The sequence below is a fragment of the Anaerobacillus sp. genome (assembly GCF_046314235.1).
In the GTDB taxonomy this organism is placed as follows: Bacteria; Bacillota; Bacilli; order Bacillales; family Anaerobacillaceae; genus Anaerobacillus.
Window position 1 is genome coordinate 114,208 of sequence record NZ_JBKBWN010000002.1, and the last position, 22,459, is coordinate 136,666.

Consider the following 22,459-nt stretch of genomic DNA (forward strand, 5'->3'; position numbering starts at 1 on the left):
TAACCAAAAGTACACTCCCTAAGCATAGGCATATGATGTTTTGATAACCTTTGAAGGGAATGACAAAGATGTATTATGTTCCAAATACGTATTCATATCCTTATTACGTAAATAGTAACACACCAATGTATCACACAGACTATATGTCAAGAAATTATCAAGAAAGTTATCAAGACTTACATGAAGCAATACTAAATGGTTTAAAAAGAGAAGCTTCAACCATAGATCTTTATCGTCGATTATCAAAACAAGCCCCAAACGAAATCGATAAAAATGACATACTTCATGCTTTAGAAGACAAAAATGTTCATCTAAATCAGTTGACGAATCTTTATATCACAATTACTGGAAGACAGCCTGCCTACCAAATCGATAAAGTGAATTTTGGAAGTTATCGAGAAGGTTTACAATTGGCTCAAGAAGCAGGTGTAGAAGGCTACGAACAATATCGAAAAAGTAGTCATCTATCACAAGATCCATTAGTTCAACATGTATTTTTACACGCTTCTACTGCTGAAAAAGAAAAAGCTACACGTTTTGCCTCTTTAAATGAGAAAGCAAACGATTATGGATCAAAACCATTTGTCGTAAATATTGAGGATGTTACAAAGCAAAATAATACTTTTCGAACGGCATTATGGACGGGAAAACATTTGCAAGTCACCTTAATGAACATTAGTGTTGGAGAAGACATCGGTTTAGAAGTTCACCCGAATCTTGATCAATTCATCCGTATTGAACAAGGTCAAGGACTTGTTCAAATGGGCGATAGCAAACAAAGTTTAGACTTTCAACAAGAAGCTTACGAAGACTTTGCAATCATGGTACCTGCTGGCAAATGGCACAATCTAACGAATACGGGTAATCAACCACTTAAAGTTTACTCAATTTATGCTCCACCCCAGCATCCATTCGGAACAATTCATGAGACGAAAGCAATTGCCCTGGCAGCTGAAGAAAACCATAATCATTAAGAAAAGTGCAGAGCGCCAGCAGCCATCTACAAACGAGCCATAGAAGCATTTCTATCGGCTCGTTTTTTTGTTTGTCAGAGCATATTTTGGAGTGGTTGTTTTTACCGAAGAAGTAATTTAGTATGCTTTTTCAGTCTGCGTCTTTTCACGATTTATTCACAACATCCGACTATTTATTTTAATTATTCAATGTTTTGAAAATAAAAGGTTGATTGCTAGTTTAGAATTTGGTAATATGAATGAAATTAAACGATTATGTGTGACTGGCGAAACGCGGATAACCGTGAGGGAGCACATGATGTCGGATAGCCGTTCGCCTGGGCAGAGGTAAAGGATTTATTCTTTACCTCTTCATGTTTATAGGAGGCGATACCGAAAAGCGAGCTATCTATTTTTAGAGGTTGATTGGCTAATTGAACACTTCACTTTTCAAGAACACTGTAGAAACTTAGGGGCTATTTATTAGATAAATAGACTACAGTGATGTAAGCATAAGATTTATTTTCAAAATATTTTGTCAATACTTAACTCAAAAAAGAAAGAGGTAGAAAAATATGAGCACAGTAACAGTAAACAAAGTAAGTACAATCAAAACGTTAAATAATATCGCGGAACGCGGACTAGATGTATTTAGTAAAGGTAATTATACAATCGATAATAATAGTGAAGATGCTGATGCTATTCTTGTTCGCAGTTTTAACATGCATGCTTTTGAATTGGGTAATCAATTAAAGGCAATCGCAAGGGCTGGAGCTGGTGTTAATAATATTCCAGTTGATAAATGTACAGAACGTGGAATTGTAGTTTTTAATACTCCTGGAGCTAATGCAAACGCGGTAAAAGAACTTGTTCTTACGACATTAATTGCTTCATCACGTAACCTGTTTGAAGGAGTTGCTTGGGCGAAGACTTTACTACCTGAAGGCAACGAAATTCCAAAGCTAGTTGAGGCTGGTAAGAAACAATTTGTCGGAAAAGAAATCAAAGGAAAAACTCTAGGCGTCATCGGCTTAGGAGCAATCGGTGCACTAGTAGCAAATGATGCCCTAAACTTAGACATGGAAGTCATTGGCTTTGATCCGTTTATCTCTGTTGACACGGCTTGGAATTTGTCTCGCAATGTCCATCGTGCGATGACGATTGAACAGCTTTTTGCTAATTCTGACTTTATCACAGTTCACGTTCCTTTAACCGAAGATACTAAAGGAATGTTTAATGAAGCGACTTTTAGCATTATGAAACCAGACGTTCACATCTTGAACTTCTCTCGTGATGGCCTAGTGAATGAAGCAGATATGGCGGATGCACTTGCAAACGGCAAAGTTGGTAAATACATTACAGATTTCCCAAATGAAAATGTCTTGAAGATGAAAAATGTCATTCCAATTCCACATCTCGGTGCATCTACAGGAGAATCTGAAGAAAACTGCGCGATTATGGCCGCTAGACAGGTGAAGGAATTTCTTGAAACAGGAAATATTAAAAACTCAGTGAATTTCCCAAATGCATCTTTACCTTATACAGGTAAGCGTCGTGTCGCAGCATTTCATAAAAATGTCCCAAACATGGTTGGGCAAATCACATCGACAATCTCAAATTATCATTTAAACATTGCAGACATGGTTAACAGAAGTAGAGGAGAATATGCCTACACGATGATCGATATCGATAATAAAGTTGAAAATGAAATTATCCCTACTTTAGTTGAAAAAATTGAACATATCGAAGGAATTGTTTCTGTACGTCTAATCTAATTTAAATGAAAAAGCTAGTTCGTCATTGGATGAACCTAGCTTTTTTTTATGTAAATTAAATTAACCATTTCTGGTGGAAGCGTTGGTAATATATCTGGTTACCACTGGGTCCATTTTGTTTTAATTGGTTTTTAATGGGTAAATCGTGTTGGGTAAAAATGGGTTTTAAAGGAGTGTGCAGGTTGAGCAAAGCCTATCTTTAATGCGTTTTTCTAAATTTTATGAATTAACTGAAAATGGCACGCTATTTGCAAGTAATCCCTTGAATGAATAAAAGGAGGGATAGTCATGTCAACTATATTTAAAAAAGGATTTTCCGTTATTTTAGTTCTATGTTTAGTTATTAGCTCATTGCTTATTAGCTCTCCAGTAACTTTAGCGACTTCACCTGGGAGTAGTGAAGTTGTTACAACTGAGGTGAGCTCAGCCGAAGTAACTCAATCACTTCTAGACCGAATTAATGCAGCTTCGACACGAAATCAGATCCGAGATATTTTAATTACTGAAAATTTATTTACTTGGAGTTCATTAACAGGTACTGGAAGAAACGAGGCAGCACAAACAGTTCTTGATCTTCGCGGAACGGGATATGTAAATGCTGAGGAATTAGCTTACGCGATTAAACAAGGGATTTTCCTAGGGAAAGTAAATGACATTATTTATTATAGTGATGGTGTAGACTTTGTTGTAAATGAATTACATCAGCTAAACCCTCCTACTTGGGCTGACTTAGATGAAACAGAGCAGTTTGCTGTAGCGATGGCGGTTTATGTAAGTGGGACATCTGGTAGTCGAAATTTGTATGGAAATATTAGTTCTTTACGACATGCACTTCATGGCTCATTATCTTCAGTAATTGATGCCGCTCTAAAACCTGTGAGCTATGATGTCATCGATGTTGGTCAGACAAGTGCGCCAGTTGGTCATCACCAACCGACAAACTCTGAAAGAATCTTTTGGGCTAGTAGTGATCGTTCTGTTGCAACTATTAACTCTTCCGGTACGGTGACTGCACGTAGCTTTGGAGCTTCAACAATTACTTATGTAGTAATAAATTCATCTACCTACTCAGTCGTCGCCTTTGGTGTTGGTGAGGTGTTAGTTGGCGATAAAACTCCGCCAAATAGTATCGTTCGTCATTTAATTGAGGGGAATGAGACGAATTTCAGAGTGTTTTTTGATAAACCAATGCATAAGGATACAAGAGCGATTACTAATATTGCAGAATTGCTAACAGCAGCTTATGTAAAAAATGGAGATAAAGTAATTGCCGAAATCCCAATTAAATCTAGTGCTAATTCAGTAAATTGGTTATTAGATAGCATCGTTGAAATTATCTTACCTACAACAAAAATCGATGTTGGTCAGACGTTGGAACTTCATTATTCTGATAATGTAACAGATTTAACGAAAAACAAAGCCGTTCCCGCTAGTTCGGACAAAGCTGTTGCAGATACGTTTCAACCAGTTGGGGCGATAGCGACATTACCGGTTGGCAAGATTTCTTCGTTAAAAGTTACATTTAATAAGCCGATGAGTGAGAAAGCAAAGAAGATAAGCAACCTAGTAGAGTTTGCACACAGTATTACGATCCACGGTGGAGCTTCTCAAGCTTCAATACCTGTACGTCCAAACAAAAATGCAGTTCAATGGACAACTGAAAATGGCCGTGATGTCGCAATCATTGCTATTCCAGAGACAAAGATTGTCGAAGGTAATTATGCGACAATCGATTATAAAAATAAAGTGACCGACACAGCTGGAAACAGAATGAAAACGGACGGAACAGCGATTGCTGTTGGGGGATCGTTAGAGGATAACAATTTGGAGTTTTTTGAGCAGCTTAGAAAGCATGCTGGTGGTAAGTTCCCGACGATTGCCTTTATTGGTTCAGCTAGTCCAAGTTCAGCAGTAGCTAGAAATAGTTATTATGTTGACACAGCAAACTATATGTCATATGAAAGATTGTATTACACGTATGGTTTAACGCCAGTGTTTATTCCGATTGGTGTAGATAATTATCATACAGAAGCTTTTAATCCCGACAATGTCGCTTTATTAAATAGTGCAACAGCTGTATTTTTAAATGGCGGAGACCAATCTAGGCATGCAAGATCATTTATTAACGATGATGGTTCAGATACACCGCTATTAACAGCATTAAGAGGTGTGTATGCCGCAGGTGGTGTCATTAGCGGTTCTAGTGCAGGTGCTCATATTCAAAGTAACCCAATGTTCGGTGGAGGTACGAGTTATTCTGAGTTAAGAAGCAATACACCTGGAGGAAATGGAATTGAACAGGGCTTTGATTTCGTTACTGAAGGAATTTTAGACTCTCACTTTGATGCTAGAGGACGATTAGGGCGTTTGGTTGTAAGAATGCGAGACACAAATAATGATTTTGGTTTTGGTCCAGATGAAAATACGGCGATGCTGTTCCATAAGGATGTAGTTACCGTATTCGGTCAAAGAGGTGGGTTTGTTATTGATGGTTCCAAAGCGACTTATGGAGAAGATGATCTGTTTGGTGTCGAAGGATTAAACGTTCACTATTTAACATCAGGAGACAGTTACCATTTCAAAACGAGAAAAGTAACCTCTAATAAAGAATTAATAACAAATCCAATCTTTGATACTTATTATGACTCAACTAATATTTTTGGCGCTTATGAAACAACGAAGGTCATGACAAACCTAGTTGGAAGCCTTTATGCTTTTGCCTATGGTGATACTGCAGAAGCTAACCCAAGATTTACTTTGACATTCTCGAAAAATCCAAGAACAAAAGGCTACTATAACGGTACTCAATTTACAATTGATAGTATGGGCTTAGATATCATCGCTAATCTTGGGGAAAAGAAGAGTAGAGACTAAAAAACAACTAAGCTAACTTAAAAATGATCGCATGCAATTCCACAAAGGAAATAGCATGCGATTTTTTCTTGCACATCATGTACATCACTTTATTCTATTAACTCAAGTCATTGACGTAGTTTTTTTGACTACTATATAATTTATTAGACTAACATTTTATAATATTCAGATTTTGGAGGGGTGTCATGCATCAGCAAAACGATAAATTTACAGTTGAATATGCACGTAAGTTAGATCAAGAAGATCCATTGGCTTCTTATCGTCAAGAGTTTTATACCCGAGCCAATCAAATATACTTCGACGGGAACTCTCTTGGTTTATTGTCAAAACGTGCAGAAGATACGTTACTTACGATGCTTCATTCGTGGAGAGATTATGGCATTGATGGTTGGTTAGAAGGCGAACACCCATGGTTTTACTTATCTGAGAACTTGGGAAAGCAATTAGCCCCATTGGTTGGAGGCAGTCCTGAGGAAGTCATAATAACTGGATCAACAACAAGTAATCTCCATCAGTTAGTTGCATCTTTTTTCAATCCGAACACAAGCAAAAATAAAATTTTAGCTGATCAACTTTCCTTCCCAAGTGATATTTACGCCCTCCAAAGTCAATTGACATTAAGAGGATATGATCCAGCAACACATCTTGTTAAAGTCGTGAGTCGTGATGGTCATACGCTTGAAGAAGTCGATATCATTGCAGAAATGAGAGAAGATATTGCTTTAATTATTCTGCCGAGTATTCTATATCGTAGTGGGCAAATTCTTGATATGAAACGATTAACTGAGGAAGCGCACAAACGCAACATCCTTATTGGCTTTGATTTATGCCATTCCGTAGGCTCGATCCCCCACGAGTTAAGTGAGTGGGGAGTCGATTTTGCTTTTTGGTGTAATTATAAGCATTTAAACGGTGGTCCTGGGTCAGTTGGGGGATTGTATGTGAATAAACGACATTTTGGCAAAGCGCCTGGTCTAGCTGGTTGGTTCAGTTCAAGAAAAGACCGTCAATTTGATATGGAGCATCAGCTAACTCCGGCAAGTGATGCAGGAGCGTATCAAATGGGAACTCCGCATGTTTTAAGTGTCGCTCCGCTAATTGGTTCGCTATCAATGTTTCATGAAATTGGCATCGAGCAAATTCGTAAAAAATCATTAAAACTAACTGGGTACATGTTAGAGCTTATTTCACACGAACTAAAAGACGAACAGTTTATTATTCGTAATCCACTTGCTGACGAGAAGCGTGGTGGCCATATTTTTTTAGAACATCAAGAAGCGGCTAGAATATGCAAGGCACTAAAGGCTAATAACATCATCCCTGATTTCCGTTCACCAAACGGCATCCGACTTGCACCAGTTGCCATTTACAACACATTTGAAGAAGTGTGGAAGGTTGTGCAAGTGCTCAAAACGATCATGATTGAGGAACAATATAAAAAATTCGAAAATAAGCGTGGAGTGATAGCGTAATCATGAAAAAATCTGAAGTAAGTAACAACTGGATCGATATTTCCCAACCATTAACAAACGAATTAGCGCATTGGCCTGGTGATACACCTTTTTCTTATGAAGTAAGCTATACGAAAGAGCAAACGGGTTCTGTAAACATTGGGAAAATAACGACGAGTGTACATATTGGCACACATGTCGATGCGCCGTTTCACTTTATAAATGACGGGAAACGAATCCTTGATCTTGATATCAATATTTTTATTGGTGATTGTCGAATGATTGACGTTTCTACTGCTCATGAAATTGACCAAGAAACACTAAGTAAATTTGATTTAGAAGGTGTGACACGGCTATTAATTCGCACCTCAATACCAAACAACCCGAATTTCTTTCCGGTACAAATACCCTATATGACAAAATCTGGAGCTACTTATTTAAAAGAAAAAGGTGTAAAGCTAATCGGGGTTGATGTTCCTTCTGTCGATCAATTGGATAGTAAAGAGCTAGAAGGGCATCACGCACTATATGAAAATGGCATCCATATTTTAGAAAACGTCATGCTTGATCATCTCAGCCCTGGTGATTATGATTTAATTGCACTCCCGTTAGCGCTCAAAGATGCAGATGGAAGCCCTGTTCGTGCAGTTGTTAGACGAAGATAAAGGAGACAAATCTAATGACAAACAAAGATCAACAAAAAAAAATCTCAACAACTGAAACAGAAAAAAATATTCACACTGATTTTACCAATAATATGACGTACGGTGAGTATTTAAAACTTGATCAAATCCTCTCAAGTCAAAAACGATTATCCGATCATCATGATGAAATGCTTTTTATCGTCATTCACCAAGTAAGTGAACTTTGGATGAAGCTTATTCTTCACGAAATGACGGCTGCGATTAGTTCAATTGAGCAAGGTGACATGCAAGCTTCTTTCAAGCAACTAGCTAGAGTGTCGAAAATTCAGTCGCAAATTATCCAATCATGGGATGTTTTGTCGACATTGACTCCGTCTGAATATATGGAGTTTCGCGATTTACTAGGTCAGGCATCAGGGTTTCAATCTTTTCAATATCGCTTAATTGAATTCGCCTTAGGTTATAAAACACCTCATGTTTTAAAAATATATGAAAAGGATGCAGAGTTGCATCGAGAATTACAACAGGCTTTCAAAGCTCCTGGTCTTTATGATGTTGCTATTAAAGCGTTAGCTAAAGCTGGTTTTCCAATTAACTCTGAAGTCATCAACAGGGACTATTCAATCCCTCATGTAGCAGACTCAACTGTTAAAGCTGCTTGGCTAAAGGTTTACCAGGATGTTGAGCAGTACTGGGATTTATACCAATTAGCGGAGAAGCTTGTTGATATTGAAGATTGGCTTCAACAATGGCGGTTTCGCCATATGAAAACCGTCGAGCGGATTATTGGTTTTAAAATGGGAACAGGTGGATCTTCTGGAGTTCATTATTTGAAGAAAGTGTTAGACCAACGCTTTTTCCCAGAGTTATGGGATATTCGAACGGAGTTGTAAACACGCAGATAATCTGGTAAAACAAAGGAGCAAGTTTTACCGTTTCGATCATCATTTTTTCCCTCTAACCCAACAGTTTTATCATATTGTTTCCCTGATCCTTAATTCTATTTCTAAATGAGAAAAAAATAATATGCTATAGAAAAAAGGGACCAAGAATGATTGGTCCCTTAATTTTTAGAAAAACTATTCTCTCATTTGGTTCATCGCTTTTTGCGCTGACTCCATTAAATTCATGTTATTATTCCCATTGTTGTTACGGTTTCTCATCATACTGTAAGCCGCTGCGCCTACCCCTAAGCCGACCATTGTCATCATTAGTGGTGTGTTCATGTCTCTTTTATTTCGTCTTCCCATTCCAAACATCGACAACATCTCCTTCATTATTTTTTAGGACCGTTTGAATATCGTTATTACTCAAACAAGTATAGTATTCGATTGTTGGCTCGAATTAAACGTGGGAGAATTTATCATTTCGGTGCCAGGCACCTGAAAAATTCAACTTAGGTAAATTTTCCATATAAATGCATTAAAATAACATAAAAATGAAATCCTCAATGTCAGGTATGGTATAATTAATAAGAAATTTTTCCAACCAATCGAATTATTTTAAGTTAAGGAGTACGTATGAAGGAATTTAATGGTTTCCCTAGAATTTATTATATTGCCATATGGATAATCATTGCTCTCATGGTCGTTGGCTTGTTATTTGTTCCCCCACGAGAGGATATCTTATGGACAGGCTATCTATTGCATTTTTTACTGGTGGTCATACTTTCTGTCGGGTTATTGCTTTATCCAAAGTATGAGACACACGGTTTCCGAATTTTTTTAATTGTTTTCGTTTCTTCCTATTACTATATGCTGTTTTTTTTGTATCCAGAATCATGGTCAACTTTTATTCTAATATGCTTGATTCCGGCTATTTCCATTTTTTTCTTTGACACCAAATTATTTTATTTTACTATCGTTCTAAATGTGTTCCTTGTAACGGCAACATTAGCCTATGTGAAATTCGTTGATCGTGGAGAGTTTTATCCTTATATTTTGCAGGACTTAGTTGGGAATGTTATTAACTATATAGCTAGTCAAATCATACTATTTCTTATATTTTATTTATCTCATATCCGTATGGAAAAACAACAACTATATTTTGAAAAAGTCCAACAAGCAGAGCGCTTAAAGACCTCTGGACAGTTAGCAGCAGCTGTAGCTCATGAAATTAGGAACCCGCTGACTGTAGTTAAAGGCTTCTTAGAGTTTTATAAAAGTGACCCTTCGTTAAAAAAAGAAATGGAGAGACATTTTACTTTAATGATTGATGAACTAAATACAGCTGAGCATGTAATTTCGCATTTTTTATCGATTTCAAAACCAAATACAGATTCAGCAACTGAAATAATTGATGTAAAACATTCTCTTAAAAGTGTAACAGACTTACTGAGATCTTATGGACTTTTGCGTAATAATGACATCGATTTAGAGATTGACGAAGACTGTTTTATTAATGTTAATAAAATCGAGTTTAAGCAATTAATGATTAATTTGATGAAAAATGCAATTGAAGCTTCACCCGATAATAAACCGATTTTTGTAAAAGCAGAAAAGCTTAATTCTTCCGTTCAGTTGAAAGTCACCGATTCAGGTTGTGGTATATCGGAAGAAGAGATCAAGCTCCTTGGTTCACCTTTTTATTCTCTGAAAAGCAAAGGAACAGGTTTAGGATTAATGATCTGCTTTAATATTGTTGAAAAAAGTAATGGAACAATTTCATTTGAAAGTATAAAGGGGCAAGGAACAACAGTCTCGATTCGTTTTCCATTACTAAAAAAGCCTTAAGTAAACTAATCATCGTACCAAAAGAGTAGCGATCCACCATGAAAAGGGAGGATCGTTTCTTTTTTTACTTCCTCGGAACTATCGTGTTACCAGTAAAGCCTCATAGAAGAAGAAACAATAATTTATACATGTTGAAGAAGTTGAATAGATCTTCTAAATACAATTCTATTTACAGCTCGCATTGAGGTTAAGTGAAACAGCTGGGATAGTTTCTTTAGTTTGCCAAATTGTTCTTGGGGACGCGCTCATTTTTGTCAATTAGACATATAACTATAGAGATTTGTACTGAATAATCTCTATTAGAAATAGGTGAAATTGGAGGGGAATTATGCAAAAGAAACCTTTAGGTAAAATATATGTTGTTGATCCATCTCCGCTGAACTGGCTCTTTATTCTTTTTCATACGATGGAGGAATTAGTTGCGCCAGATCATGAAGGCTACATTACTCCTTCATTAGCAAGTCATTTTGAATGGATCGATGAAACGACTTTGGAGGTTAGTCTTCGCCAAGATGTTGTTTTCCATAATGGTGAGCGATTTACTGCTGTTTCTGTTGCTCGTAGCTTTAGTGAAGAGCAACGCTGGTTTTCGCCACACCCGACAGGAACATGGATGAATCTTCCGCGCGAAACGACATTGGAAATAATCGATGATTATACGGTTCGCTTTCTTTTTCCATTACCAGAAGGGTTGGCGCTAGGGAAGTTGCGAGCAATTCATCTAGGGAATGAGTTGTTTTGGGAAAAACTCGGTTTTGGTTATTGGAAACAAGCAAGTGGAGAAGGTCGCTGGTGAATTCTTGATGCACCAGGCCGGTGGGGCACCGGGCCATTTATCCTATCTGACGGCTATTCGTCACTCGAAAACAAGCAAGCGGTAATAAAAACAACTCCTTTTGAGACAACATGGATTACGGAATGTGAATTGCGAACTCCTATCGTTCGACTTACAGCGAATGAGCAGTACTGGGACAAAAAGAAAGGACCACGACTGAGTGAAGTCGTGTTTAGGAATGACCTAGCAAAAAACCAGGCATTAAATCTTTGTTTGAACACCGAAGGCGAGGTTGATATTGTAACAATGGTTGACCCTGCAGATGCAAAAAAAGTTATACAGTCCCAATTCGCCAATCTGATCCAAGTCAACGCAAACCGCGTATTAACAGGGATATTTAATCGCTATCAGCAAGATGTTGATTTTAACGATAAACGCCTAAGGTATGCGCTAAATGCTGCAGTAAGTAAAGCTCGAGTCGTTGCTGAGGGGTTTTTAGGTTATGCAACAGCCATTCCAAGTCTAACGCCACCGTGGTCGCGTGAATTTCCGGAAGACATATCACCAATCGAGCATGATCCACAACTTGCAAAACAGTTGCTAGATGAAGTGGGTTGGCCCGAAGAACGTCCGTTAACAATTGCTACGCTGTCCCAATTTACTCAATCAGCTAATGTAATGGCAATGGAATTAGAAGCATCATTACAAATAAAGGTTAATGTAATCGTAATTCCCAAAATAGAAGAAAACAAATGGCTTAGAGCTGTTGCTGAAAAAAGAAGAGTTCCAGGTTTTGATATATTCCTTGCTGACGTCTTTGCCTTTTTTACACAAGGAATACCAGCTTACGTTCATCGCGAATTTTTTGGTCAGAATGGCGCATTTCGACTCGGACCAGAAATCATTGAATTTGAGCAGTTATTTAAGGAGTTTAAATCAGAGGTTAATGATGTAAGGCGAAGTGAACTTGCTAAAGATATTGACCGTTACGTGCATAAGGAAGCACTTGGATTGTTTCTCTGTTGTCCTCAAGATTTGTACGCAGTCAATCGTCACGTACAATTTCAAGCGTACAGAAGTACATTTGAGCTTGTTGATACAGAAGTAACTGCCGAGCATTGGTCACGGCGCAGATGATGGGAGTTACGGTAATCTATTTTAGGCTGCCCTAAAAACCTATGATAAAAGGAGGTTGTCCAATAAGTGAAGCTCAAGTAATCAATAATTCACAAATTTTCTACAGATTTCCAACGGGGCGTTTGCTACGATATTCTTAGGTTAACAAATGGTGTGAGCTTTCATTTTTAACCTTGAATTAAATGTCAGGCGACTTCAAGCGATGCGCTATAATATTTACATGAATTGAAGACTTGCTTAAAAAATCGCCTGAAAAAAATTGCACAAAAATAGATAAGATAGGAGTTGTTTCTATGCCAAAAACTATTTTTAAAGCGTCTGCACATTTACAAGAAGGTGTGAAAGTATTAGCTCGTTCAAGAAATTTTGAGTTTACAATTGATGAACCGGAAAGTCTCGGTGGAACTGACACAGGTATGAACCCAGTTGAGGTTGTGCTTGCTGCGTTAGGGGCATGCCAAGCAATCGTTGCTCGTGTCTACGCTAAGAAGTTCAAAATTGAGTTTGATGATTTATGGGTTGAGCTTGAAGGAGACTTGGATACCGACGGCTTCATGAACATATCAGATGTAAGAAGAGGATTTTCAGAAATTCGCTACAACATCCATATTAGAACAGAGTCACCGAAGGAACAAGTAGCTGAATTTGTTTCATTCATAGAAAAAACTTGTCCAGTTGGAGATACAATTGCAAATCCAGTAACATTAAAATTAAACGAAATTATCATTGAGTCGGGAAAAGTGGAAGTTTAAAGATAATCGTTTGATCAAAGGGTACTCAAGTAGGTCTAAAACCTATCTGGGTACTTTTTTTATTTAAAAATGACTTTTTTTTGAAAATGCAATCATAGAAATAGTCGTTAGACGGTTTTTACGATTCTATCCGGAAATTAAATTTACTATCCAAATATCGATATTTACTATCCAAAACCTATATTTTACTATCCAAACGGTTTGGAATACCTAGGTACGTATAATAGCCAATGCAGAAAACTTGAAATGGGCTTGAGAAACGGTCAATATAAAGGTATTAAATCAGTTACTTATAGTAGAAAGAGCAAATAGGAGGAATATCAGTGGAGATTGGAATAAGTACGTTTGTTGAAACAACGCCGGATGCCGAGACCGGTAAGGTTATAAGTCATGCGGAACGATTGCGTGAAGTGGTCGAGGAAATCGTACTAGCAGATCAAGTTGGCTTGGATGTGTTTGGTGTTGGTGAGCATCACCGGAAAGATTTTGCAGCGTCTTCGCCGGCAATGGTCTTAGCTGCGGCAGCGGCACAAACAAAAAAAATTAGGCTTACTAGTGCGGTTACAGTGCTTTCTTCAGCTGATCCTGTTCGGGTTTTTCAAGATTTTGCTACGCTTGATGGGATCTCGAACGGGCGTGCAGAGATTATGGCTGGGCGAGGTTCTTTTATCGAGTCTTTTCCTTTGTTTGGCTATGACTTGAAAGACTATAATGAGCTTTTTGATGAAAATTTGGAGTTGTTATTAAAGATACGTGAGTCGGAAAAAGTGACTTGGAGGGGTGGCCACAGGCCAGCCATTAATAATCTTGGTGTATATCCTAGACCAGTTCAGGATCCGCTCCCAGTGTGGATCGGCAGTGGCGGGAATCAGGAATCTGTCGTTCGCGCCGGATTACTAGGACTACCACTTGTTCTAGCAATTATCGGAGGAAGTCCACTCCAGTTTGCGCCACTTGTTAAGCTATATAAGCGAGCGGCAGCTAAGGCTGGTCATGATGTCTCGAAATTGCCAGTAGCATCACATTCGCACGGGTTTATCGGAGAAGATAATGAGACAGCAGCCGATAAATTTTTCCCTTCAACCCAGCAAGTGATGAACGTTATTGGACGCGAGCGAGGCTGGGGACATTATGACCGATCAAGCTATGATTTTGCTCGTAGTTTTGAAGGAGCACTGTACGTTGGTGATCCAAAAACAGTTGCTGAGAAAATCATTCACCTACGAAAAAACGTCGGTATCACTCGCTTTATGCTGCACCTACCATTAGGGACAATGCCTCATGATGACGTAATGAAGGCAATTGAACTATTGGGTACTGAGGTAGCGCCTCTTGTTCGTAAGGAAATCACTCGATGGGAAGCCGAGCAAGGGGTGTAGATTACACTCTTAGGTGCCAGGCACCTAATCGAAATGTGGTACCAGGCACCTTGTGAAAATAACAAAACGGGCACGAATTCATTCGCGCCCGTCTCTTTTTTATGCAGCTAATTTGTTTGTAGCAGTATCGCTTTTTCTTGCTAGTCTTACAAGTAAGTAGACGAGAGGCGTATCAATAATAGCGACAACCATTTTAAATATATATTGGGTGGCGATCAAGCCAAGAAGAGCTGAAGTAGGTAGGACTCCGTAAAATGCAATCGTAATAAAGAGCGTCGTATCAACTAGTTGACTTGCCATCGTTGAGCTGTTGTTTCTAAGCCATAGCTTGCTTGTGCCATGTTTTTGTTTTAGTTTGTGAAACACAACAACATCCAAGTTTTGACTAATAACATAGGCGATGAGACTAGCGATAATAATTCGAAAACTTCCGCTTAAGATAGTCTTAAATTCCTCCTGATAATTAAAGAATTCAGCTGGAGGTAAATTAATTGCGATCAAAATAAATAAGCTAGCAAAGATCTGGGTGATAAATCCCGCATTAACAGTTTGTCTGGCAGCCTCTTTTCCATAAACTTCACCGATAACATCTGTCAAAGGATACGTAAATACATAGACGATCGCCGCAGCAGGTAAGATCGCAAGACCGCCACCTAAATCAAAAAGTTTCACACTAATAATATTTGAAATAACTAAAAGTCCAACAAAAAGCGCATTTAAGTATAGGAGCATTATTTCGTCAATCCCTTCAATAATAAAGTTAAGTTATATTTATCATTTACTTATTCAGAAGAAGGGTATGTCGATAAAAAACAAAAAAACTACACCCTAAGGACATAGTTCATCTACCTTAGTTTTTTATAGAGGGTTTAGCTAGAACCTCTTCTTATTTTGTTTGCTCGATAAATACTAAAATAATATAGCATAAACTTACTTGAAAATCATCGTTTTTTTAAAATATTTTTAAAAATAAACTAGTACCAACAGGTCAAGGCAGTCAAAACTGCAAAAATGAAGTAGTTACTGTCCAAACTAGCTCTGTTACTGGCGAAAAAAAGAATTTACTATCCAACTTAATGGTGTTACTGTCCAAAACCATCTATTTTCTATCCAAACCACAAATAGTTTGGCAAAGAAGGAATTTCAATTCATGCATTGAATAGGTTAAGTAAGTATAAGAACACAAATTGAAACTAGCCTTTAGCAACTTTAAGTAGAAGGGAGGAATATTAATGAAGGAAAAAGCTTTGTATATTGGAATTGGTTTTCTACTTGGCCTTGGAGTCAGTATATTTAGTGCTAATATTAAAATCAACAACGTTGGACATCTTGATAAGTTAACGATTGTAAACTGTGTTGAGAAAAAAAACAAGGAAGAAAATAACTAAAAATGGAAAGAATAATTACATTGATTTTATTCATCAAAAAACGAATTTCGAGTGGATCCTTTACTCTACTTTTCGATCGACATTTATACTTATTTTAACAAATTGAATTGAACTATATAAGGTAAGTGAAGTTAAATTTGGTCTACTAGTTGTAATATAATTACTCTTAAAAAGAGGGATCCCCGCTTCCAATTTAAAGAAAAGGTTAACCGAAAAAAGGATCCCTCTAAATATGAAACTGGATCACAAAACAGAATAACACCCTTAATACACTTTATCCCCGTTAAAAATCGAGTTTTTCACGACAACATAGTCGACGTGGCGTATGGCATCTAATTTCGTTCCACCTGCATAGGAAATAGAGGATTGAAGATCCTGCTCCATTTCGATTAACGTCTCGATTAAAGGCCCTTTATGTTCAACGTGCATTTTCTTGCCTTCAACATTTTTCTTTTCACCTTTTTGAAATTCTGAAGCTGAACCAAAGTACTCTTTACAGAGCTTTCCATCTATTTCAATGGTTTCACCTGGTGATTCTTCGTGACCTGCAAATAATGAACCAATCATCACCATCGTTGCACCAAATCTAATTGATTTTGCAATATCACCATGGGTTCGAATTCCACCGTCTGCAATAACGGGTTTACTAGCGGCTTTTGCACACCATCGCAACGCTGCTAGTTGCCACCCACCAGTCCCAAAGCCAGTTTTTATTTTTGTAATACATACTTTTCCTGGACCAATACCGACTTTTGTTGCATCTGCACCAGCATGCTCTAATTCTCTGACAGCTTCTGGCGTTCCGACATTTCCAGCGATAATGAAACTAGAAGCTAGGTGTTTCTTAATATGCTGAATCATCTCGATGACTGCGTTTGAATGACCATGAGCAATATCAATTGTAATGTATTCGGGAGAAAGGTTCTCTGAAGCTAATTGTTCGATGAACTGATATTCATCTGCTTTGACACCAACACTAATTGATGCGAAGAGTCCACGTGAATTCATCTCTTTAATAAACTCGAGTCGCTTCTCAGGTTCAAACCGATGCATAATGTAAAAATAACCTTGCTCCGCTAAAAAAATCGCGATCTCCTCATCAATAATTGTCTGCATATTTGCAGGGACTACAGGTAATTTAAAGCTACGACCACCTAAGGATACAGATGTATCACACTCTGAGCGGCTACTTACAACACTTTTTGCCGGTATCAGTTGAATATCTTCATAATCAAACACGTTGTCCATAAATTACACCCCTAATTAAGATTCATCAATATACAGAGGTTATGTACTGTACTTTATTTTTATCCGTATGTTAAAGTTTTTCTAGAATAAAAATAAGGTGCCTGGCACCTTTAGGGGGAAGAGTACATATGGCTCATCAAGTTGTGATCGTCGGTGGTGAATATCTGGTGTAATTGCTGCAAGAACCTTACTTGACCGTGGCGTAGCAGTATTAATTATCGAGAAAGCTCGTAGTGTTGATGGAAGAATGGCTACACGAAGAATAGATGAAGGCAAAGCGTTTTAGTTAATAGTGAAGGCTATCCCATAACTGACTGCTTACCTCGAAGTGTACAAGGTACCAGAGGTGATTAGATACTGTTTATGGAACAGCCTTATTTTCTTTCTTAGCGTCCTGCATTATTTGATGCGGCTGCTCTGTTACGTTTTATAATCATGTTTACCCCCATGACGACGGCAATCAATTCCTCGTTTGATAAATTCTCTGACCCATTCTTGAGTTGAAAAGCTGGCGATTGGAAAAAGCCATTAATTCTCTTAAACTCTGCAACTAGCGCACCATTAGCATCTTCAATTTGAAATTCCCTCGAAAATGCTTCAGAAACGATCGTGTAAATTCCACGGTTACGAGCGTCATACTCATATTTTTTCGTGAAAAAAGAGAGGCGTTGTTTCAGCAAGCCAACCTCATTGTCATTACCATCAGAAACTTGCCACCGTCTTGAAAAAATAGGGAAGTGTCCTTTCATTACTATGACCCCAGCATCATTGAGTACTTCAATACTAGAAGTAAAGGCACTTTTTAAGTCAAGTGAGCCAACCTCTTCTTTCGCTTCATTATAAATAGATGTAACACCAGTAGAGAAGAAATTATCTGAAAAGTAAATCGTTGATTGTGACATCCGAAAACCCCCTACAAAAAGAATGTATTACATTCATTTACGCTTTCTAGTCCTTTATTGTTTCAAAGAGTTGATAGTCAGCTCAACGTCTTGCACCAATTTTAAAGCTGGAATTCACGCTCGTATGTTTTGTGGAGCAAATAATGCTGTAAACCTTTCGTTTTTTGCTTCGCATTGCTTGCGTACTCTTTTGCTTTTGTAAGGTTGTTTTGCTTTTTTTCTCGCTCAGCTAAAAGGGCATCTTTCATCCAATCCGTTGTGATTTTTTCAATTAATTGATTTGCTTCAGAATAATTATCCTCTTCAAGAGCAATAAGTGCTTCGTAATAATATTTAAATTGTAACGATTTCAATTCTTTAAGTTGCTGTTTTGCAGCACTGAAATCTTTGAAATAGATGTCGCGGATGACTTGGTATGTGGCTCGTCGTGAACTTAGCGCTGACTTTTTTACAAGTTTGTTCGTTAATTGATCGACTTCATCATCAAGTTCATTTGCTAGCGCATATATAATGTAGAAGTTAGGATCTTTTTTATTTTTTAAAATAAATTTTTCTATTTTTTCAATGTTCGTTTCAAAAAATGTCATCCTTAAGATTGGGTACATCATGAATAAAAAGATCAAAACCCCGATAGTTAAGACCACTGGGAAGCTTACCTTATAAAAGGCAAGTATAAGAAAAGCTAGTAAACTAATAATAAATGTCATAAAAAACCTCATGAAACCACCAACTTCTAGTTATTTTTAAAAATAATACCATATTTTTGCTAGTTTGTGATTGCTTAGTTTCTAAAAACAAGATGTTTTGTTAGCGATTTAAAGTATAATAGACATAGTCAGATTTTGCATAAGATCGTTCTAAGGGAGAATCCTATACATAAGTCAGATAATAAAAAATAAAAGAGGTTACTAAATGAGTCAAAGAAGTTTTGATGATTATAATTTAAGTGAAGAGATCAAAAGAGCGCTCGGTGTCATGAAGTATGTGTCTCCGACAGAGGTTCAAACTGAAGTCATCCCAAGAGCGATGGCAAGTCTTGATCTTGTTGTTACGTCGCAAACAGGTAGTGGGAAAACTGCGTCATTTGGAGTTCCTATCTGTGAAACGATTGAATGGGATGTAAAAAAGCCGCAAGCATTAATTTTGACACCAACCCGCGAGCTTGCTGTGCAGGTTCGAGAAGATATAACGAATATCGGTAGATTTAAAAGAATTAAGGCTGTAGCGCTTTATGGGAAAGAACCATTTGCGAAACAAAAAGAAGAATTGACGCATAAAACTCATGTAGTTGTCGGTACTCCTGGTCGTGTCCTTGATCATATTGAGAGAGAGACAATCGTTTTAGACGAAATCAAGTATTTAATCATTGATGAAGCAGATGAAATGCTGAATATGGGCTTTATTACGAAAGTGGAAGCGATCATTAAGAAACTTCCTAGAGACAGAGTAACGATGGTCTTTTCTGCGACAATGCCTCAAAAGGTTGAAACTCTGTGCCAAAAGTATATGAATTCCCCTATAAATATTGAGATTGAAGCAAGCGGAGTGACAACGAGTACAACGGAGCATAAGGTTATCGAAGTCGTTGATGCTGACACAAAGCTACCAATTCTAAAGAGCGTTACTGTTGTTGAAAATCCAGAGAGTTGTATCATTTTTTGCGGAACAAAGGAAAACGTCGAAACTGTATATACTGAGTTGGATGAAGCAGGTTATTCTTGTGAAAAACTCCATGGGGGTTTAGAACAAGAGGATCGTTTTGCGGTCATGGATGGTTTTAAAATGGGCAATTTCCGTTATCTCGTAGCAACAGATGTTGCAGCGCGGGGAATCGATGTTGATAATGTGACGTTGATCATAAACTATGACGTTCCGATGGAAAAAGAGAGCTACGTACACCGCACAGGGAGAACGGGCCGTGCCGGTAAAAAAGGAAAGGCAATTACTTTGGTGACACCATATGAAGGGAAATTCCTTCGATCAATCGAACGATTCATTGGCTTTGAGATCGCAACGATGGATGCTCCGAAACATCATGAAGTTGAAAGAAAAAGAGCAGCCTTTGAAGAAAAACTGAGCGGTCGCCGTGTTGTTCGTAATAATAAAACGGCACGAATTAATCAAGATATTATGAAGCTCCATTTCAGTGGTGGAAAGAAAAAGAAAATTCGCGCTGTCGATTTTGTCGGTACAATCGCGAAAATTCCTGGAGTAACTGTCGATGATATTGGTATTATCACAATCCAGGACAACTTATCCTATGTTGATATTCTCAATGGCAAAGGATCAGTAGTTCTTCAAGCAATGGAGAACACTACAATCAAAGGCAAGAAGCTGAAAGTAAGCGAAGCTTTAAAATAATAGTATCCCCTTAAATGTCCTTTCCACATGGACATTTAAGGGGTTTTGTCTTTTTAGGGTGCCAGGCACCCAGTTAGTAGCTATCCAATCATTTTTTATGTAGAATGGAATTGCATTCATATCACTTATATAGGAGGAGATCTTAGTGAAGTATAGAAGACTAGGTAACACAGGATTAAAGGTTAGTGAAATTAGTTTAGGTAGTTGGTTAACATACGGTAAAACGGTCGAAGAGAACACTGCAGAACAGACGATACATAAAGCTTACGAATTAGGAATTAATTTCTTTGACTCTGCAAATGTTTACGAACGTGGTGAAGGTGAGCGTGTCATGGCCAAAGCTCTAAAAGAGTATTCTCGAAATTCCTATGTGATTACGACAAAAGCTTTTGGGCCAATGGGAGAGGGACCTAATGACCGTGGCTTATCACGTAAACATGTCACTGAACAGGTTCATGCAAGTTTAAAACGAATGAATTTAGACTACATTGATATTTTTTATTGCCACCGGTATGACAAGGAAACACCAGTCGAGGAAACACTTCGTGCTATTGACGACTTAATTCGTCAGGGGAAAATTTTATATGCTGGAGTCAGTGAGTGGAGCGCTGCTCAAATTGAAGAGGCAGTTCGAATTGCTGACCGCCGTTTATTAGACCGCATCGTTGTAAACCAACCTGTTTACAACATGTTTAATCGTTATATTGAACCTGAGATCATTCCGACGAGTGAAAAACATGGAATTGGTCAAGTTGTATTTTCGCCACTAGCCCAAGGGGTTTTAACAGGTAAATACAAACGAAATCAAATGCCAGAAAATAGTCGTGCAGCAAATGAATCGATTAATATGTGGATTACAAACATGTTAAACGATGACGCGTTCACAAAAATCGAGAAACTAGAATCTCTTGCAAACGAATTAGACATTACATTACCTTCGCTAGCACTAGCATGGGTATTACGCCAGCCAAATGTAGCTAGTGCCTTAATCGGTGCAAGTAAACCTAGTCAAGTCGAAGAAAATGTTAAAGCCATTGATGTCGTGTTAACTGAGGAAATCGTGAACAGAATCGAAGAGATTTTATAGTTGAAAAAAATACCTTATGAAAACCCCTTAATGTCCTCTCTATATGGACATTAAAGGGTTTTTGTCTTTTTAGGGTGCCAGGCACCCTAAGTTCGATTCATACACTTTAAGGTTGTGATAAACGAGTGTAAGTAGTGGAGCATGAACGCTGTGTTTTTCTGCTAATTGAAGTAGGTAACCTTGAATATGATCTGCTTCGATAGGATAAGACTTTTCGATGTCACGAAGCATTGATGACTTCATCGTTTCAGCTTGCTTTTTTATGATTTCCATTTGCATAGCTTCGATGTTAGTAGCAATAGGGACACCAGAAGCCCTCATAATTGAAGCGGTCTCATTTAAGAGCTGTTCTATCAAATTCTCTCCGTTTGTAATTTTCCGTATCGGACCAATAGCAGATCTCATTAAGGTTGTAATGCCTGAGAGTGTCGTAATAAAAAGGTACTTATGCCAAATATCTTGAAAAATAAAATCTCTTAATTCGAACACGGCTTTCGTATTGCTTAACACTTCATTGATAGCAGCAACACGGGTACTAGTCCCACCAGTTAATTCTCCAAAAAACAACTGATGAGCTTGACTTGTTTGGACAATATCACCACGTTCATTTAACGTTGCTTCAATAAAACAAAGACCTCCTACTATTTTCTCGGCTCCAAACGCTTCCTTCAACACATCGAAATGGTTATAGCCATTCAATAAGGGGATGATGCTTGTCTTATCTCCAACATAGGGCTTTATTGCTTCAATACCAGACTTTAAATGATATGCTTTTGTTGCAAATAAAATAATGTCATAAGGCTCTATAGGATCACCACCGACAATTGTTTTCGGCTTTAACTGGAGGTTTCCGTGTAAACTGTTAATGACTAAGCCGTGTTCAGATAATTGCTTCTGTCTTCGCTCTCTTACTAGAAATGTAACATCTTCACCTTTTTCAATTAGTCGACCTCCAAAATAGCCACCGACTGCACCTGCTCCAAGGACTAATATTCTCAATT

General features: G+C 37.8%; 21 protein-coding genes and 2 riboswitches. Of the genes, 15 read left to right on the top strand and 6 right to left on the bottom strand.

Going from position 1 to position 22,459, the window contains the following annotated elements; all coding sequences use genetic code 11:
• Positions 1-68 precede the first annotated feature (68 nt).
• The 6 genes from ACK4M9_RS02610 to kynA all read left to right on the top strand — a co-directional run bounded on the left by ACK4M9_RS02610 (position 69) and on the right by kynA (position 8,590).
• Entirely contained in the window at positions 69-974 is a 906-nt protein-coding gene (locus ACK4M9_RS02610; protein WP_409848268.1) for a cupin domain-containing protein, read from the top strand.
• Between the two features lie 249 nt (positions 975-1,223).
• Positions 1,224-1,304, top strand: a riboswitch (ZMP/ZTP riboswitch).
• A 224-nt stretch (positions 1,305-1,528) separates the two neighbouring features.
• Positions 1,529-2,728 (top strand): phosphoglycerate dehydrogenase, encoded by a 1,200-nt coding sequence (locus tag ACK4M9_RS02615; protein WP_409847626.1) that lies wholly within the window; start codon positions 1,529-1,531, stop codon positions 2,726-2,728.
• A 288-nt stretch (positions 2,729-3,016) separates the two neighbouring features.
• On the top strand, positions 3,017-5,602 hold the full coding sequence (locus ACK4M9_RS02620) for a cyanophycinase (protein ID WP_409847629.1): 2,586 nt from the start codon (positions 3,017-3,019) through the stop codon (positions 5,600-5,602).
• A gap of 185 nt (positions 5,603-5,787) precedes the next feature.
• The gene (gene kynU / locus ACK4M9_RS02625; protein WP_409847632.1) at positions 5,788-7,074 is read left to right on the top strand and encodes a kynureninase; all 1,287 of its coding nucleotides are present in this window, start codon (positions 5,788-5,790) and stop codon (positions 7,072-7,074) included.
• Positions 7,075-7,076: 2 nt separating this feature from the next.
• The gene (gene kynB, locus ACK4M9_RS02630; RefSeq protein WP_409847638.1) at positions 7,077-7,718 is read left to right on the top strand and encodes an arylformamidase; all 642 of its coding nucleotides are present in this window, start codon (positions 7,077-7,079) and stop codon (positions 7,716-7,718) included.
• Between the two features lie 14 nt (positions 7,719-7,732).
• Entirely contained in the window at positions 7,733-8,590 is an 858-nt protein-coding gene (gene kynA, locus ACK4M9_RS02635) for a tryptophan 2,3-dioxygenase (RefSeq protein WP_409847641.1), read from the top strand.
• Positions 8,591-8,776: 186 nt separating this feature from the next.
• Here kynA and ACK4M9_RS02640 read toward each other — a convergent pair whose 3' ends face one another.
• Positions 8,777-8,956 carry a hypothetical protein gene (locus ACK4M9_RS02640; RefSeq protein ID WP_409847643.1) on the bottom strand — a complete coding sequence of 60 codons (180 nt, stop codon included), beginning with the start codon at positions 8,954-8,956 and terminating at the stop codon, positions 8,777-8,779.
• A 261-nt stretch (positions 8,957-9,217) separates the two neighbouring features.
• On the opposite strand from ACK4M9_RS02640, the gene ACK4M9_RS02645 reads away from it, so the two are divergent.
• The 5 genes from ACK4M9_RS02645 (at position 9,218) to ACK4M9_RS02665 (ending at position 14,472) form a co-directional block, all read left to right on the top strand.
• Entirely contained in the window at positions 9,218-10,429 is a 1,212-nt protein-coding gene (locus tag ACK4M9_RS02645; RefSeq protein ID WP_409847645.1) for an ATP-binding protein, read from the top strand.
• A gap of 328 nt (positions 10,430-10,757) precedes the next feature.
• On the top strand, positions 10,758-11,225 hold the full coding sequence (locus ACK4M9_RS02650) for an ABC transporter substrate-binding protein (RefSeq protein ID WP_409847646.1): 468 nt from the start codon (positions 10,758-10,760) through the stop codon (positions 11,223-11,225).
• Between the two features lie 129 nt (positions 11,226-11,354).
• On the top strand, positions 11,355-12,341 hold the full coding sequence (locus ACK4M9_RS02655) for an ABC transporter substrate-binding protein (RefSeq protein WP_409847649.1): 987 nt from the start codon (positions 11,355-11,357) through the stop codon (positions 12,339-12,341).
• A 293-nt stretch (positions 12,342-12,634) separates the two neighbouring features.
• A complete protein-coding gene (locus ACK4M9_RS02660) occupies positions 12,635-13,093 on the top strand; it encodes an OsmC family protein (protein ID WP_409847651.1) in 459 nt (152 codons plus the stop codon).
• 323 nt (positions 13,094-13,416) lie between these two features.
• Positions 13,417-14,472 carry an LLM class flavin-dependent oxidoreductase gene (locus ACK4M9_RS02665; RefSeq protein WP_409847653.1) on the top strand — a complete coding sequence of 352 codons (1,056 nt, stop codon included), beginning with the start codon at positions 13,417-13,419 and terminating at the stop codon, positions 14,470-14,472.
• Between the two features lie 99 nt (positions 14,473-14,571).
• On the opposite strand, the gene ACK4M9_RS02670 is transcribed toward ACK4M9_RS02665, so the two are convergent.
• A complete protein-coding gene (locus ACK4M9_RS02670; RefSeq protein WP_409847655.1) occupies positions 14,572-15,204 on the bottom strand; it encodes a queuosine precursor transporter in 633 nt (210 codons plus the stop codon).
• A gap of 112 nt (positions 15,205-15,316) precedes the next feature.
• Positions 15,317-15,361, bottom strand: a riboswitch (PreQ1 riboswitch).
• A 343-nt stretch (positions 15,362-15,704) separates the two neighbouring features.
• Between ACK4M9_RS02670 and ACK4M9_RS02675 the strand changes: the two genes are divergently transcribed.
• On the top strand, positions 15,705-15,860 hold the full coding sequence (locus ACK4M9_RS02675; protein ID WP_409847658.1) for a hypothetical protein: 156 nt from the start codon (positions 15,705-15,707) through the stop codon (positions 15,858-15,860).
• A 264-nt stretch (positions 15,861-16,124) separates the two neighbouring features.
• Here the strand turns inward: ACK4M9_RS02675 and guaC are convergent, their stop codons facing one another.
• Positions 16,125-17,108, bottom strand: a complete 984-nt coding sequence (gene guaC / locus ACK4M9_RS02680; RefSeq protein ID WP_409847660.1) for a GMP reductase — start codon at positions 17,106-17,108, stop codon at positions 16,125-16,127.
• Positions 17,109-17,280: 172 nt separating this feature from the next.
• On the opposite strand from guaC, the gene ACK4M9_RS02685 reads away from it, so the two are divergent.
• Positions 17,281-17,394 carry a hypothetical protein gene (locus tag ACK4M9_RS02685; protein WP_409848269.1) on the top strand — a complete coding sequence of 38 codons (114 nt, stop codon included), beginning with the start codon at positions 17,281-17,283 and terminating at the stop codon, positions 17,392-17,394.
• A gap of 100 nt (positions 17,395-17,494) precedes the next feature.
• On the opposite strand, the gene ACK4M9_RS02690 is transcribed toward ACK4M9_RS02685, so the two are convergent.
• Positions 17,495-18,010, bottom strand: coding sequence for an LURP-one-related family protein (locus ACK4M9_RS02690; protein WP_409847662.1), 516 nt, complete (start codon positions 18,008-18,010; stop codon positions 17,495-17,497).
• 101 nt (positions 18,011-18,111) lie between these two features.
• On the bottom strand, positions 18,112-18,717 hold the full coding sequence (locus ACK4M9_RS02695; protein ID WP_409847664.1) for a hypothetical protein: 606 nt from the start codon (positions 18,715-18,717) through the stop codon (positions 18,112-18,114).
• Positions 18,718-18,922: 205 nt separating this feature from the next.
• Here ACK4M9_RS02695 and ACK4M9_RS02700 point away from each other — a divergent pair, with 205 nt between their 5' ends.
• Together ACK4M9_RS02700 and ACK4M9_RS02705 are read left to right on the top strand one after the other, a co-directional pair.
• Positions 18,923-20,371 carry a DEAD/DEAH box helicase gene (locus tag ACK4M9_RS02700; RefSeq protein ID WP_409847666.1) on the top strand — a complete coding sequence of 483 codons (1,449 nt, stop codon included), beginning with the start codon at positions 18,923-18,925 and terminating at the stop codon, positions 20,369-20,371.
• Positions 20,372-20,516: 145 nt separating this feature from the next.
• Positions 20,517-21,458 (top strand): aldo/keto reductase family protein, encoded by a 942-nt coding sequence (locus ACK4M9_RS02705; RefSeq protein ID WP_409847668.1) that lies wholly within the window; start codon positions 20,517-20,519, stop codon positions 21,456-21,458.
• Between the two features lie 69 nt (positions 21,459-21,527).
• Here the strand turns inward: ACK4M9_RS02705 and ACK4M9_RS02710 are convergent, their stop codons facing one another.
• Complete coding sequence (locus ACK4M9_RS02710) at positions 21,528-22,457, bottom strand: ketopantoate reductase family protein (RefSeq protein WP_409847671.1); 930 nt, start codon at positions 22,455-22,457, stop codon at positions 21,528-21,530.
• Between the last annotated feature and the right edge of the window lie 2 nt (positions 22,458-22,459).